The organism is Streptomyces sp. NPDC014861 (assembly GCF_043081625.1).
Taxonomy (GTDB): domain Bacteria; phylum Actinomycetota; class Actinomycetes; order Streptomycetales; family Streptomycetaceae; genus Streptomyces.
Genome location: NZ_JBIBWV010000003.1, coordinates 380,245 through 395,356, shown reverse-complemented (window position 1 = coordinate 395,356; position 15,112 = coordinate 380,245). Strand labels below are relative to the sequence as shown.

The 15,112-nt window shown below is 72.6% G+C and carries 10 protein-coding genes; 4 read left to right on the top strand and 6 right to left on the bottom strand.

The window, feature by feature from the left end; genetic code table 11:
- Nucleotides 1-116: 116 nt before the first annotated feature.
- Nucleotides 117-2,510 (bottom strand): lectin, encoded by a 2,394-nt coding sequence (locus tag ACF1BN_RS08390; protein WP_392330804.1) that lies wholly within the window; start codon nt 2,508-2,510, stop codon nt 117-119.
- Nucleotides 2,511-2,876: 366 nt separating this feature from the next.
- Between ACF1BN_RS08390 and ACF1BN_RS08385 the strand changes: the two genes are divergently transcribed.
- Nucleotides 2,877-5,732 carry a carbohydrate-binding protein gene (locus ACF1BN_RS08385; RefSeq protein WP_392330803.1) on the top strand — a complete coding sequence of 952 codons (2,856 nt, stop codon included), beginning with the start codon at nt 2,877-2,879 and terminating at the stop codon, nt 5,730-5,732.
- Nucleotides 5,733-5,753: 21 nt separating this feature from the next.
- Nucleotides 5,754-7,508, top strand: coding sequence for a ThuA domain-containing protein (locus ACF1BN_RS08380; protein ID WP_392330802.1), 1,755 nt, complete (start codon nt 5,754-5,756; stop codon nt 7,506-7,508).
- 96 nt (nt 7,509-7,604) lie between these two features.
- On the opposite strand, the gene ACF1BN_RS08375 is transcribed toward ACF1BN_RS08380, so the two are convergent.
- The 4 genes from ACF1BN_RS08375 to ACF1BN_RS08360 form a co-directional block, all read right to left on the bottom strand.
- A complete protein-coding gene (locus ACF1BN_RS08375) occupies nt 7,605-8,054 on the bottom strand; it encodes an SRPBCC family protein (protein ID WP_392330801.1) in 450 nt (149 codons plus the stop codon).
- 100 nt (nt 8,055-8,154) lie between these two features.
- Nucleotides 8,155-9,186, bottom strand: a complete 1,032-nt coding sequence (locus ACF1BN_RS08370) for an NAD(P)/FAD-dependent oxidoreductase (protein ID WP_392330800.1) — start codon at nt 9,184-9,186, stop codon at nt 8,155-8,157.
- Nucleotides 9,183-9,698: an isoprenylcysteine carboxyl methyltransferase family protein gene (locus tag ACF1BN_RS08365; RefSeq protein ID WP_392330799.1), complete on the bottom strand. Its 516-nt coding sequence runs from the start codon at nt 9,696-9,698 to the stop codon at nt 9,183-9,185. Before ACF1BN_RS08365 ends, ACF1BN_RS08370 begins: the two co-directional genes overlap by 4 nt.
- A 9-nt stretch (nt 9,699-9,707) precedes the next feature.
- Nucleotides 9,708-10,844, bottom strand: a complete 1,137-nt coding sequence (locus ACF1BN_RS08360) for a type III polyketide synthase (RefSeq protein WP_392330798.1) — start codon at nt 10,842-10,844, stop codon at nt 9,708-9,710.
- A gap of 45 nt (nt 10,845-10,889) precedes the next feature.
- Here ACF1BN_RS08360 and ACF1BN_RS08355 point away from each other — a divergent pair, with 45 nt between their 5' ends.
- On the top strand, nt 10,890-11,750 hold the full coding sequence (locus tag ACF1BN_RS08355; protein ID WP_392330797.1) for a UbiA family prenyltransferase: 861 nt from the start codon (nt 10,890-10,892) through the stop codon (nt 11,748-11,750).
- Between the two features lie 235 nt (nt 11,751-11,985).
- Nucleotides 11,986-13,179 (top strand): hypothetical protein, encoded by a 1,194-nt coding sequence (locus tag ACF1BN_RS08350; RefSeq protein ID WP_392330796.1) that lies wholly within the window; start codon nt 11,986-11,988, stop codon nt 13,177-13,179.
- Between the two features lie 48 nt (nt 13,180-13,227).
- Here ACF1BN_RS08350 and ACF1BN_RS08345 read toward each other — a convergent pair whose 3' ends face one another.
- Nucleotides 13,228-15,105, bottom strand: a complete 1,878-nt coding sequence (locus tag ACF1BN_RS08345; RefSeq protein WP_392330795.1) for an N-acetylmuramoyl-L-alanine amidase — start codon at nt 15,103-15,105, stop codon at nt 13,228-13,230.
- Nucleotides 15,106-15,112 lie beyond the last annotated feature (7 nt).

Sequence of the window (15,112 nt, the reverse complement as noted above, 5' to 3'; positions counted from 1 at the left end):
GGACGGAAGAACTTGCGCAGAAGTACGGTCCGACTTTTTCCGGGTTGAGGACAAAGAAGGCGCGCGGCGCGTGAACGAGGTGCCGCCCGGCCGGGGAGGCCGGGCGGCTCCTCACGTCAGGGGAGCGTCCATCTCTGGTTCGCTCCCGTGTGGCAGGTCCACAGGTGGACAGGGGTGCCGTCGTTCCAGACGCCTCCGGAGGCGTCCAGGCACTTGCCGGACCGCGGGTTGCGGACGGTTCCGTCGCTCCGCGCCTCCCATTGCTGCGCGGCCGTGCCGTTGCACGTCCACAGCTGGACCTTGGTGCCGTCCGCGCTGCCGCCGTTCGACACGTCCAGGCACTTGCCCAGCACCTTCGCCGTGCCGTCGCCGGAGACGGTCCACCGCTGGGCGGCCGTGCCGTTGCAGGTCCAGAGCTGGATCTTCGTGCCGTCCGCGGTCTGGGAGTCGTCGACGTCGAGGCACTTGCCGCCGACGCCCTTCACCTCGCCCGTGGCCGCGCCCGCTCCCGGGAGCCGGTTCAGCGTGTACCAGGCCTCGGTGCTCCACAGGGACTCGCCGCTCGCGGAGCTGAAGGGACGCGGCGAGCGGACGTGGACGACCCGGTCGGCCTTCAGGCCCGGGAGCGCGAGGGTGACCGTGCGCCCGTCACCGGACAGGGTCGCGGACCGGACGGTGAGGGTCTCCTCGTCGACCTTCGGCCCGCCGTAGTCGGCGGTCGGCGCGTACCGCCACTGCTTGGCCTTGTAGTGCGCGGCGAGGTCGGCGGCGGTCTCCGCCGACAGCGGCTGGGTGTATTCGAGCGCGAAGCCGCCGGGCACGGCCCGCATGGCGCGGATGTCGAAGGCGTCGGTGCCGTTGGGGGTGAGCTTCTGAAGGCCGTGGGCGAGCTTGCCCTCCTGGCCCCAGTTCCCGCCGGCGCCGAGGCCGCCGGCGTACAGCGCGCCGTCCGGGCCGACGCTGATCCGGGTGACGCCGGCCTCCAGGCCCTGGGTGAGCCGGAAGACCGCGCCCTGGTACTCCCCTCCGATCTTCTCCAGGTAGGCGCGCTGGATTCCGCCGTAGGTGACGTCGCCGAACAGCATCTGGCCCGCGAAGGGTCCCCCGGTCAGCTGGAGCGGGGTGCTGGGCGAGTTGGCGATCTCGTTCTGCGGCAGCCAGAGCACCGGCTTGGTGACGGCCTGGTTGTCGAAGGGGCCGGAGGGGTTGGTGTAGTGGTTGAAGAAGCGGCCTTGCTTGATGTGCACGAGCTTGGACGAGGGGAGCCAGCCGCCCTGGTTGTCGGTGACGAACATGTCGCCGTCGGGGCCCCAGCCGATGCCGTTGGGCGTGCGCAGTCCTCCGGCGACGTAGGAGACCGCGCCCGTCGCCTTGTTCACCTTGATGGTGGTGCCGCGGTTCGGGGCCGGCTGCGGATCGGTGGTCGCCCCGCCGTAGTTGATCGAGACCGACAGGTTCAGGTAGAAGAACCCGTCCTTGTGGAGGAGTCCGAAGCCGAACTCGTGGAAGTTCCCGCCGAAGGGCCAGGTGGCGACCCTGCGGTACTGGTCGGTGACCCCGTCGCCGTCGGTGTCGTTCAGCTCGGTCAGCTCGTGCTTCTGCGACACGTACAGCTTGCCGTCGACGTGTTTGATCCCCATGGGCTCCTTGAGGCCCGAGGCGATCTTCTTGTACGTCACCTTGCCCGGTCCGGTGGCCCCGGTCACGTTCGACAGGAGGTAGACCTCGCCGGCGGTGTTGTTGCTGCCGCCCCAGGTCGTCACGGCCAGGCGTCCGTCGGGGAGCCAGTCCATCGCGGACACCTGGGGTTCGAAGCCGGGCGGCCGCAGGTCGGTGAGGGTGTAGTTCGGGTGGACGCCGGCGAGCGGCAGGCCGTCGCCGGGCGAGTCCGTGCCGGCCTCGCACTCCTTGCGCCCCGGCGCCGTCACGCGGACGACGCCGGCGTCCGTGCTGAGGGCCGTGTTCGGGACGACGGTGAGACCGGGGGCGCCGGGCGGCTTCCATTCCAGCGTCAACCGCTCGCCGCCGCCTCGCTCGAAGTGCTCGATGCGCAGGGCGTGGGGCCCTGCCGTCAAGCTGATCTCGGCTTCCTTGGGCTCCGGGCCGTGCAGGCCGCCGTGGTCGATCACCAGCTGGTCGTCGATCCAGAGGCGGGATCCGTCATCGCTGGTGAGGCGGAGGGTGTAGGTGCCCGCCGCCGGGGCGTTCAGGTTGCCGATCACCTGGGTGACGAAGTTGCTGTCCAGGCCGAAGTCGGCCGGCGAGCTCCAGTCGATCAGCGGCATCAGCTTGTCGATGTTGGGCGTCTGACCGGGCTTCAGGTCGCATAAGTCGTTGAGCGGCACCTGGACGTCGAAGACCCGGAGGGTGACCCCCGGTTCCTGCGGCGGGAGGGCGGCGACGTCGTCCGCGGGGGCGGGCGCCGCCGCGAGGCCGAGGGCGAGCAGGGAGACGAGGAGCGTTCCGGTGAGGCGTCTGCCCGTCCGGCGGGCGTACAGCCGTGGATACACGTGACCTCCTGACGACCCCTCGGTGAGGAGGGGTTCGATCGGGCAATCGGGGGTTCCACCGCTGCCGGGGCGCGCCGTCGTCCCGGTCACGGAGGTTCGGGCGGGGGGTCGAGGACCCGGCGCACCGCCGCGCCGCACACAGTAGGGACTTCCTCCGGACCCGTCCATGCTTTGTCCCGTACGGGGAAGAAGTAGCGAGAACTTGCGCCTGCCGGGTTACGGAGCCCGACAAAGGACGCTAACTTCTTTGAAATGTACCGGTCATGTGATCGCGACCGGTCGCTACGGCGTGACGGCGCGCGCCCGTAGACACACCCGGCGGCCCAGCGAGGCCGCCGTCCCCCCTCTCTCTTCGGGAGACCCTCTGTGCGCACGAGAACGCCCGCACGCAAGCGCCTTCACCTCCTGACCGGCCTGGCCTGCACCGCCGGGCTCCTGCTCCCGGTGTCCCCGGCCGCCGCCTCGCCACCGCCCCACCACGACCCGGCCCCGGCGCCGGCGGCCGCACCGGAGTTCCAGCAGGTCACGCTCGCCAAGGGCGTGGCGGAGATGGGCGAGCCCATGACCCTGGCCGTGCTGCCGGACCGCTCGGTGCTGCACACCTCCCGGGACGGCACCGTGCGCCGGACGGACGCCGCGGGCACGACGAGCGTGGCCGGGAAGGTCGACGTGTACAGCCATGACGAGGAGGGCCTCCAGGGCATCGCCGTGGACCCGGCCTTCTCCTCCAACCGGCACGTCTTCCTCTACTACGCGCCCAAGCTCGCCACCCCGTCCGGAGACGCCCCCGGCAGCGGCACCGCCGCCGACTTCGCCCCGTTCGACGGAGTGAACCGCCTGTCGCGGTTCGTCCTCAGGACGGACGGCACCCTGGACCCGGGCAGCGAGAGGCGGATCCTCGACGTGCCCGCCTCACGGGGCATCTGCTGCCACGTCGGCGGAGACATCGACTTCGACGCCGCCGGGAACCTGTACCTGTCGACCGGTGACGACACCAACCCGTTCGCCTCCGACAGCTACACGCCCATCGACGAACGCCCCTCCCGCAACCCCGCGTACGACGCCCAGCGCTCCTCCGGCAACACGAACGACCTGCGCGGCAAGGTCCTGCGGATCAAGGTGGCCGCGGACGGCTCGTACACGATCCCGTCCGGCAACCTCTTCGCACCCGGTACGGCGAGGACCCGCCCCGAGATCTACGCCATGGGCTTCCGCAACCCCTTCCGCATGAGCGTCGACAAGGCCACCGGAATCGTCTACCTCGGCGACTACGGCCCCGACGCCGGCAGCGCCAGCCCCACCCGCGGCCCCGCGGGCCAGGTGGAGTTCAACCGGATCACCGGCCCGGGCAACTACGGCTGGCCGTACTGCACCGGCGCCAACGACGCCTACGTCGACCACGACTTCGCCACGGGCGCCACCGGCTCGGCCTTCAGCTGCGCCGCGCCGAAGAACACCTCGCCGAACAACACCGGCCTCACCGACCTGCCGCCCGCCCGGGCCGCCTGGATCCCCTACGACGGCGACTCGGTGCCGGAGTTCGGCGGCGGCTCGGAATCCCCGATGGGCGGGCCGGTCTACCGCTACGACGCCGCTTCCACCTCCGACGTGAAGTTCCCGCAGGAATTCGACGGCCAGTACTTCGCCGGGGAGTTCGGCCGCCGCTGGATCCGACGCGTCGCCTCCGACCCCGCGGGCACGGTGCAGTCCATCCACGCGTTCCCCTGGAGCGGCACCCAGGTGATGGACATGGCCTTCGGACCGGACGGCGCCCTGTACGTCCTCGACTACGGCACCGGCTACTTCAGCGGGGACCAGAACTCCGCCCTGTACCGCATCGAACACGTCACGGGCGGCCTCGCACCGACCGCGCAGGCCGGGGCCGACGTCACCTCCGGCGCGGCGCCGCTGTCCGTCGCCTTCTCCTCGGCCGGCAGCGCCGACCCCGACGGCGACGCGCTCTCCTACGCGTGGACCTTCGGCGACGGCGCCACCTCGACCGCCGCCCACCCCTCCCACACGTACACCGGCGACGGGCAGTACACGGCCACGCTCAAGGTCACGGACGCCACCGGCAAGACCGCCACGGCCTCGGTCCGGATCACGGTCGGCAACACGGCCCCCACCGTACGGCTGGAACTCCCCGTGAACGGGCGCGTCTACGACTTCGGCGCCGCGATCCCCTTCAGGGTGACGGTCTCCGACCCCGAGGACGGCACCGTCGACTGCTCCAAGGTCAAGATCACCTTCGTCGTCGGCCATGACAGTCACGGCCACCCCCAGACCTCGACCACCGGCTGCTCGGGCACCCTGCAGACCCTCGCGGACGGCGAGCACGACCCCAACGCCAACATCTTCGGCGTGGTCGACGCCGAGTACACCGACAAGGGGGCGAACGGCCAGCCCGCCCTGACCACCCACGCCCAGCACGTCACCCAGCCCAGCCACCGGCAGGCCGAGCACCACGGCGCCTCCTCCGGCGTACAGGTGGTCACCCACACCCCCGCCCACGGCGGCAGGACCGTCGGCCACATCGACAACGGCGACTGGATCTCCTTCACGCCCTACGCCCTCGACAACGTCACCCGGCTCACCGCACGCGTCTCCTCGGCCGGAGCGGGCGGCACGATCGAGGTGCGCGCGGGCTCCCCCACCGGCACGCTCCTCGGCACCGCGACCGTCCCCGTCACCGGCGGCTGGGAGACCTTCCAGGACGTGACCGCCCCGCTGGCCGGCGGCCCGGCCGGATCGACCACGCTGTACCTCGTCTTCAAGGGCGGCAGCGGCTCCCTCTTCGACGTCGACGAGTTCTCCTTCACCACCTCGACCGCCGGCGGCTCGACGACGGGGGCGGTGAAGGGCGTGAACGGCAAGTGCCTCGACGTGGACAACGCGCTCACCGCCGACGGGACGAAGATCCAGCTCTGGACCTGCAATTCCTCCTCCGCCCAACGTTGGACGCCCGCCTCCGACGGCACGGTGAAGGCGCTGGGCAAGTGCCTGGACGTCTCCGGCGGCGCGACCGCCGACGGGACGAGGATCCAGCTGTGGACGTGCAACGGCACCGACGCCCAGAAGTGGGCGCCACAGCCCGACGGCACCGTCCGCAACCCGAAGTCCGGCAAGTGCCTCGACGCGTCCGGCGGCACCTGGAACGACGGCACCCCAGTCCACCTCTGGACCTGCCACACCGGACCCAACCAGAAGTGGACCCTTCCGTAGCCCAGAAAGGAGGACGACCTCATGCGAACCTCTCTGAAAGCGCTCCTCGGTCTGTTCGCCGGAGCCACGCTCGCACTGGCCCCGCAGGCCTCGGCCCTGCCCGCCGCGGCGCCCGCTCCCGTCGCCGCCCCCGAGGCGCGCGCGGCGGCCGACCCCGCGTACAAGGTCCTCGTCTTCTCCAGGACCGCCGGCTTCCGCCACTCCTCGATCGACGACGGCGTCGCGGCCCTGCGCGCCCTCGGCACGAGCGGCAACTTCACCGTCGACGCCACCGAGGACGCCCAGGCGTTCACCGGCGGCAACCTCGCCCAGTACAAGGCCGTCGTGTTCCTCTCCACGACCGGCGACGTCCTGGACGGCCCGCAGCAGACCGCCTTCGAGCAGTACATCCAGGGCGGCGGCGGATACGTCGGCATCCACGCCGCCGCCGACACCGAGTACGACTGGCCCTTCTACGAAGGCCTCGCCGGCGCCCTCTTCCACTCGCACCCGGCGATCCAGTCCGCCACCGTCGACGTGGAGGACCGCGCCCACGACGCCACGGCCCACCTCGGCGACACGTGGCAGCGCACCGACGAGTGGTACAACTACCGCACCAACCCGCGCACCACCGCCCGGGTCCTCGCCTCCCTCGACGAGTCCAGCTACTCCGGCGGGAACATGGCGGGCGACCACCCGATCGCCTGGTGCAAGGACTACCGGGGCGGCCGCGCCTTCTACACGGGCGGCGGCCACACCGACGAGTCCTACGCCGAACCCGCCTTCCGCCGCCACCTCCTCGGCGGCATCCGGTGGGCCGCGGGCATGACCGAGGCCGACTGCCGGCCCGAGACCGGCTACACCCCCCTGTTCGACGGCTCGTCCACGACCGGCTGGCGACAGGCCGGACCCGGCGGCTTCGACCTCGCGGACGGCACGCTCACCTCCCGGGGCGGGCTCGGCATGCTCTGGTACGCGGCCCGGGAGTTCACCGGCGACTACTCCGTCAAGCTCGACTGGAAGGCCGCGGGGGACGACAACTCCGGTGTCTTCCTGGGCTTCCCGGCCTCCGACGACCCCTGGTCCGCGGTGAACAACGGCTACGAGATCCAGATCGACGCCACGGACAGCCCCGACCGCACCACCGGCGCCGTCTACGGCTTCAAGTCCGCCGACATCGCCGCCCGGGACGCCGCGCTGAACCCGCCGGGCGAGTGGAACACCTACGAACTGCGCGTCACCGGGGAGCGGCTGGAGATCTTCCTGAACGGCCGGAAGATCAACGACTTCACCAACACCGACCCCTCCCGCAGCCTGCGCCAGGGACACATCGGCATCCAGAACCACGGCGACGGCGACGAGGTGTCCCTCCGCGACATCCGGGTCAAGCACGACGGAGGACAGCAACCCGGCCCGCGCACCGGTGAGGTGAAGGGCGTCGGCGGCAAGTGCCTCGACGTCGACAACTCCCAGACCGCGGACGGTACGAGGATCCAGTTGTGGACCTGCAACGGCACCGGCGCCCAGCGGTGGACCGCCGCGGCCGACGGCACGGTCAAGGCGCTGGGCAAGTGCCTCGACGTCTCCGGGGGCGGCAGCGCCGACGGCACGAGGATCCAGCTGTGGACGTGCAACGGCACCGGCGCCCAGAAGTGGGCGCCGCAGACCGACGGCACGGTCCGCAACCCCCAGTCCGGCAAGTGCCTCGACGCCTCCGGCGGCACCTGGAACGACGGCACCCCCGTCCACCTCTGGACCTGCCACACCGGCCCCAACCAGAAGTGGACCCTTCCGTGACCGAGCCCGCGAGAAGCGGCTGACACGTGCCCCGGCGGTCCGCGACGACCGCCGGGGCACCCTCGCGACGACGAGGGGAGCCAGACGATTCGCGGGTCAGACCTCGCCGCGCCAGGCGCCCGTCTCGCTGCCGCGACCCTCGATGTACAGCTTGAAACGCTTGAGGTCGCCGGCGACCTGGCGCCTGACGAAACCGAGCTTGTCGCCGACGTTCTCCGCGAACCCCTCCGGGTCGTAGTCCATCTGGAGCATCACCTTCGACCTGTTGTCGGCGAGACGGTGGAAGGTGACCACCCCGGCCTGCTTCACCTCGCCGCCGACCGTGGTCCACGCGACGCGCTCGTCGGGGATCTGCTCGGTGATCGCCGCGTCGAACTCACGCTCCACGCCCTCCACGTTCGTCACCCAGCGCGTGAGGGTGTCCGTACGCTGTTCGATCCGCTCCACCCCTTCCATGAAGTTCGGGAACGAGGCGAACTGCGTCCACTGGTTGTAGGCGGTGCGCACGGGGACCTCGACCTCGATGGACTCTTCGACCTTCGACACGAAAGTCTCCTTCCTCTTCACCGGCCGGACGGGCCGTCGCCGGGAGCCGGGGAGCTCTTCCCCTCGGCACCCGCCTGCCCGCTCCGTCCCGTCCCATGACTCAAGCCAGAGCGTTCACCACGGCGGTGAAGACGCGCGGCAGGCGCTCGGCCGCGGGGACGACGAGCGGGGCGAGCGCCCGCTGCTGCCTGACCTGGACCAGGACGTCCGTCAGGAGCCGGTGACGGCGGGTCGCGCGCCTCCAGTCGCCGTCGTAACGGTCCGGCGTGCCGCGCAGCACGTTGTGGACCAGCACTTCGGCACCGGTGAGGGCCAGGGAGATGCCCTCGCCCGTCAGCGCGTCGACGTAACCGGCGGCGTCCCCCACGAGCAGGACCCGCCCGTGGAGCCGGGTGCGGACCTTCTGCCGGAGCGGCCCCGCGCCCCGTACCGCGCCGGCGGACCGCTCCGCCGGCAGGCGGGCCGCCAGGGTGGGGAACCGTTCCAGCTGGTCGTCGAAGGAAGCGCGCCGGTCCGTCAGCAGGGCGACGCCCACGAGCCGGTGGCCGAGAGGGGTGACATAGGCCTCGCCCCACGCTCCGCAGTGCACCTCGACGCACGAGGACCAGGGGGCCACGGCGTAGTGGCGGCGCAGCCCGAACCTGGGCCTCCCCCGGGACGCGAGACCGAGGCCGAGGGAGCGACGGATCGGTGAGTGCAGGCCGTCCGCGGCGACCAGCCACCTCCCCCGCAGTCCGGCGTCGGGCAGGGACACGCCGACGGCGTCCTGCCGCACTTCCCCGACCCGCAGGGGGAGCACGGGTACGCCCGCGGCGAGGACCGCCCGGTGCAGGAGGCCGTGCAGGTCGGTGCGCCGTACGCCGAGGCCGGGGCCGTGCCGGAACGCCGCGTGGACCTGGCGGGGTCCCTGCGCGTAGCAGATCCCCGTGATCGGGTGGCCGGGGACGTCGAGACCGAGCGCGGTGAGGGCCCTGACCGCCCCCGGCATCAGGCCTTCGCCGCACGCCTTGTCGACGGGTGCGCGGCGCCGCTCGGCCACGACGGTGTCGAGGCCGGCCCGCGCCGCGTACAGAGCGGTCGCCAGACCGGCGGGCCCCCCTCCCACGACGATCAGGTCGTGGACCCGGCTCACGCGGGCACCGCCCGGCCGAGGGCCGCGTTCTCGGAGCGGAGGCGGACGGTGAGCAGCGCCGCGTTGGCCGCGCTGAACACGGTCGCGGTCAGCCACGCGGAGTGCGTCAGGGGCAGGGCGGCGACCTCGACCACGACGGCGATGTAGTTGGGATGCCGCAGGAGGCGATAGGGGCCGCCGGTGATCGGGGTGGTGCCGGGGACGACGATCACGCGCGTGTTCCAGTACGGGCCGAGTGTGGTGATGCACCACCAGCGCAGGGCCTGGGCCAGCAGGACCAGCGCCGCCATCGACCAGCCCAGGGCGGGCAGGAACGGCCGTCCGGCCAGCACCGGTTCGAGGAGACAGCAGACCAGCAGGGCGGTGTGCAGGACGACCATGACCGGGTAGTGGCCTCGGCCGTGTTCGACGCCCGCGCGGGCGAGGGTCCAGGCGGCGTTGCGCCGGGCGACGACGAGTTCGACGACCCGCTCGGCGGCGACGGCCAGGACGAGGAGCGCGTACCAGGACATGCGGGCCTCTCACCAGCGCAGCAGGACGAATTCGGAGCAGAAGCCGGGGCCCATCGCCATCAGCAGGCCCCAGGTGCCGGGCTCGGGCCGACGGGGTCCGAGGTGGCTCTGGAGGACGTGGAGGACGGAGACCGAGGACATGTTGCCCATGGTGGCGAGCGAGCGCCGCGCGCTGTCCAGGACGTCGTCGGGAAGGCCGAGGACGTCGGTCACGGCGGCCATCACCTTGGGGCCGCCCGGATGGCACACCCAGGCCCCGATGTCGTCGGTGGTCAGTCCGTGTTCGGCGAGGAAGGCCCGCAGAGGTGTTCCGAGGTGGTCGCGCACGAGGGCGGGGAGACCGGCGTCGATCACGACGCGGAACCCGGCCGCTCCGATCTCCCACCCCATGAGGTGCCCGGTCCCGGGGTAGAGGTGGCTGCGCGTGGCGACCACGGCCGGGCCGTGGACGTCCCCTCCCGGGGCGGCGCTGCCGCGCGCGACGAGGGCCGCGGCACCGTCGCCGAACAGGGCGCCCGCCACCAGGTTGGCGCGGGAGTCGTCGCGCCGCTGGAGCGTCAGCGAGCACAGTTCCACGGTCAGCAGCACGGCGGTGTCGTCGGGGTGCCCGCGCAGGTAGTCGTGCACCCGGGCGAGCCCGGCGGCGCCCGCCACGCATCCGAGGCCGAAGACCGGGATCCGCTTGACGTCGGGCCGCAGCCCCAGGCGGCCGGCCAGCCGGGCGTCGAGCGAAGGGGTGGCGACGCCCGTGACGGAGTTGCACACCAGGAGGTCGACGTCGGCGGGTTCGAGCCCCGCCTCCCGCAGCGCACCGGCGACGGCCTCCGCGCCCAGGTCCGTCCCGGCCGCGATCCAGGCGTCGTTGGACCGCCCGAAGTCTCCGAGCCCGGCGTACCGCTCGATCGGCAGGGCGAGATGCCGCGTCCGTACGCCCGTCGCGGCGTGCAGGCGGCGCAGCAGGACGCGGTCGGCTCCGGGAGCGAGGCACAGGTCGCCGATCGGCTCGGTCAGGTCGTCCTGGGCGTAGCGGTGCGGCGGCACAGCGGTGTGGACGGCGGCGATCGTGGTCGTCGTGACCGGTGCGGTCGGCAGGCGCGGCGAGGGAGCGGGGGCTGCGGCATCGGGGGTGATCACAGGGACACGCATGGCGGAATGCCTTCCTCGTTCCGGATGCCTCAGTAGCTTGCACAGGTGACTCTGCACCCGTCCGAGGTCTCTCCGCGGACGCCACTCCGTGTCTCGCCCCTGCTGCGTTCCTGCCACGCGGAGCCGGCGCTCGCCGTGTCGCTGTTCGCGACCGTGCTGGCCGTGGCGGGGGGTCGGGGTGCGGCGGGGGCGGCGGCGGTGGCCGCGGCGGTCCTGGCCGGTCAGCTCTCAGTGGGCTGGTGCAACGACGCGGTCGACGGGCGGCGCGACACGGTCTCGGGGCGCCGCGACAAGCCGGTGGCCGCCGGAGAGCTCCCGGCCAGGACGGTGGCCGTCGCCGCCGGGGCCGCCCTGGGGCTGTGCGTACCGCTGTCCCTTCTGAGCGGGGCCGCCGCCGGAGGGGTGCATCTGGCGGGCGTCCTGGCGGCCTGGGCGTACAACCTGGGGCTGAAGCGGACGGTGCTCTCGCCGCTGCCCTACGCCGTGGGTTTCGGCTCGCTCCCCGCCTTCGTCACCCTCGGTCTTCCCTCCCATCCGTGGCCTGCCTGGTGGGCCGTGACGGCGGGGGCGCTGCTGGGTGTGGGGGCGCACGTGGTGAACGTGCTTCCGGACATCGAGGACGATCTGGCGACCGGGGTGCGCGGGCTGCCGCAGCGGCTCGGCCGCACGGCCTGCCGGTGGACGGCGCCGTCGGTGATGCTGGCGGCTGTGGCGGTGGTCGTCGGGGGACCTCCCGGACCCGTCGGCGCCTCCGGCCGGGTCCTGGCCGCGGTTGCCGGGGCGATCGCGGTCCTCGGGACGGCGCTGCCTTCGGCGACCGCGGGCCGATGGCCGTTCCGGGCGGCGATCGCGGTGGCGGGGATCGCCGTGGCGCGGCTGGTCCTGTCCGGCTCGGACATGGCGTGACGCGACGGGTCCTGTCCGGCTCCGACATGGCGAGGCGCGGCTGGTGCCAGCCGGCTCCGACAGGCGGGGCGCGGCATCCTACCGGCGCTCGGCCGCTCCCGTGCCGGGTGGCGATGGATCGGCTCATCACGGGGTGTCCGGCGTACGGTCCGGGGCGGCTCGGACGGGGTACCGCTTCCTTCTCCCGCTTCGCGGACCATACTGGTCGGGCCCTGATCGCCCACCGAACGGTTCCATGGACAAGAACAGCTCTTCCTCGACCACCGTCCCCGACACCGCCTGGCTCGGGCGGGGGCGTCACCTCGGGCCCGAGCCTGAGCGGGACGTCCGGCGCAATCTGCTCGCCCTCAAGGCGGCCGGGGTGATCGACGACTTCCTGGACCTCGACCCCGTCGAGGCGGCGCGCTCCAGCGACCTGTACCCCCGGGACGAGTCCGCCGACCCCGGCCCGTCCGCCCGCCGTCTCTTCGAGGCCCGCTGGCGCGTGGCCGACGGGGTCACGGTGCGCGCGCAGCTGACCACCTACGAGCCCGAGTCGCGCCGCGCGAAGAGCGAGGGCGTCCCCTGGGTCCTCGCCGCGGAGGCCGAGCGGGCGTGGGAGGCGAGCTGGCCCTCACCCGCCACCGTCTTCTGGCCCGACAGCGACCAGGTCGCCTGGGACCACCACGTGGTGCCGGGCGTGCGCCTGCGGGCGACGAACCACCTGCCGAAGGAGGACGACGAGTTGCGCCGCCTGCTGCGGGCCTGCACCCGGCAGAGCTGGTCCGTGCATGTCGTGGTGCACGAGGCGATGACGCCCGACGCCCTGGGGCGCCGGCCGATCACGGCGTTCCTGCCGCCGAGTCTGCGGCACCGCGTGGTCGAGCACCGGGCCACACCGGACCAGGCGCTGATCGCCGACTTCGTGATGAAGCGCGAGCTGGGGGTGGGGATACCGCGCGGCGGCGCCGTCATCCTGCCCCCGAAGGCGCGGGTGGTCGACCACGACGCGGAGCGCTTCACGGTCAGCGATGTCTTCCTGGACGGCAGGGAGCCCACCAAACTGCTCGACAGGATCACGGAGTTCGCCTCGCTGCCCCAGCCGCTGCCGGCCGACGCGGAGCAGGTCCTGACGCGGCTGCGCCAGGGCTGGCACCTGCTCACCCCCGACGAGGAACTGGCCCACGCGCGGGCCATGGTCACCCGGTACGCCAACGCCCTGGAGGCGATGACGGCTTCCTGCGACCTCTACAAGGAGGCCGCGGAATCGGCGCTCGAAGCCCTCGCCGCGGCGACCGGCGGCGACGGCGTGCCCAGGCCGGGGGCGCCGGCGGCCGGCAAGGGCGATCTCTCGCCGTGGAAGGCCCTCACGAGCTCTCTCTCCCGCTTCCGGGGTCCGAACCCTCCGGCGGAGGACCCGGAGGGCGGGCAGGCTCCGCACTCCCGGTGAGACGCGGCCACGCGGAGACCCGGGAGCGCGTCACGCCGGGCGCCGGGGTCAGCTCCGCGTCTCCGCGTGGTTCACGGTGGCCAGGCGACGGCTGTACTGGATCACGTCGTAGGTCTGGTCACCGGTGACCACCGTCTCCGGGCGCGAGGGCGTGGCGGGGAAGAAGTCGTCGGCGCCGACCGGCGTGCGGGCGGCCACGTACGCCTGGCCCTGGGGGAACGCGTACATCTCGAACCGTGTCTGGGCCGAGGCGGTCAGTCCCCCGGGGTACTCGGCGGCGCGCGGGTAGGCCGTCGTGTAGACGGAGACGGACGCGGCCCCGCTCGCGGGACGGACGATCCGCGCGTCCGGGGCGGGGCGGGTGTGGATGCCCGCCGGGTTGTGGATCCAGCCCTTCTGCCCGCCGAACCAGAGGGCCGTCCAGTCCCCGCTCACGTCGGCGACGACGAACTCCTGCCCCCACACGGCGGTGGCTCCCCAGTCGTCGATGCGGTCGGTGCCCGCCTCCTCACCCGGGTGGAGGGCGCGGTCTGCGACGAGCGGGGCGTCGGCGCGGGGTGCGGTGCGGACGTGGAGGAAGTTCGAGGGCCGGGTCTGGGTCCGGCACTGCGGATCGCAGACCGAGACCGTCTGCGGGTTGGCGTCGAAGTCCGGCGCGATCATGACCGCCTCGCCGATCCCGGCTCCGATCCCGGTGGTCCCCGCTCCTCGTCCGGCCCTCGCCGCGAGCCCCTGTGGAGTACGGGCGTCGGCACCGGCGTCGAGGAGGGCCATGAACTTCTCCCAGTCCCAGTAGGGCCCGGGGTCCCAGTGCGCGTCCGGCGCGCGGGCCGGCCTCGGGGGGAGGACGTTGTCGTGGCCGATGATGTGCTTGCGGTCCAGTGGGACGTCGAAGCGCTCCGCGAGGTGGTTCACCAGGGCGGCGGTCGCCTTGTACTGGGCCGGGGTGAACCAGGTGGAGCCCTGGGCGGCGTACCCCTCCAGTTCGATGCCGACGCCGTGCAGGTTGAACCAGTAGTTCCCGGCGTGGAAGGCGATGTCCTTGGTGGCGACCATCTGGGTCGCCTCGCTGCCGTCGGCCTTCAGCACGTAGTGCGCGGAGACCCCGCTCGACGGGTTCCGGAACCAGCTGACTCCCCCGTCGTAGGACCCTTCGAGGTCGTGGATGGCGATGAAGTCGACGTCGATCCCCCGCGAGTTCCGCGAGGCCACCTGGTAGTTGGAGGTCGCTGCCGGCACGAAGCGGCAGTTGAGTTCGGCGGGGCACTCCGGCAGCTCCGCGGCGGGCAGGGTCCGCAGTCTCAGCGCGGCGAGTTGCGAGGTCGACGGACGGACGTCCGGCCTCTTCCCCAGCGTCACCGTCCGGCCGTCCCGGAGCACCCGCTGTCGGCCGGTGCGGATCACCGTGAACACGCCGTCGGCGAACCGCCCGGCCGTCGCGGTGTCGGCGGCCTGGCTGTACCGTGCCACGGCTCCGTACCAGCTGCCCGGGTCCGACGAGACCTCACGGGTGAGCTGCCGCTGGTACGCGGCGAGGAGCGCGGCGCCCCCTCGGAGGTTCTGCAGTTCGTCGGTCCTCAGGGTCCGGGGTGCCGCGCCGATCAGGGCGGCGGCCGTTTCCAAGGTGTGCTCGGAGGGGTCGTCGGTGCCCGTGCCGTCCACCGGCCCCTCGCCCGGGCGGTGGGCGTACGTGGTCCCGGACGTGGTGTCCGTCAGGTGCATCGGGCCGTAGCCGCCCTTGGTGCTCGGGCGGCCGTCATTGCCCTCCCACCACGAGGACTCGTGGCTGACGCCCAGGAGCACCTCCTTCGGTACACCGAACTCCGCCGCCGCCTTCGCGGCCGCCCGCTCGAAGTCACCCGGTGTCCCGTCGGCCGGCCGGGCGTTCCCCGCGGTGGCGCAGCCCCAGATCAGGGCCGCCGCCATCCCTGCC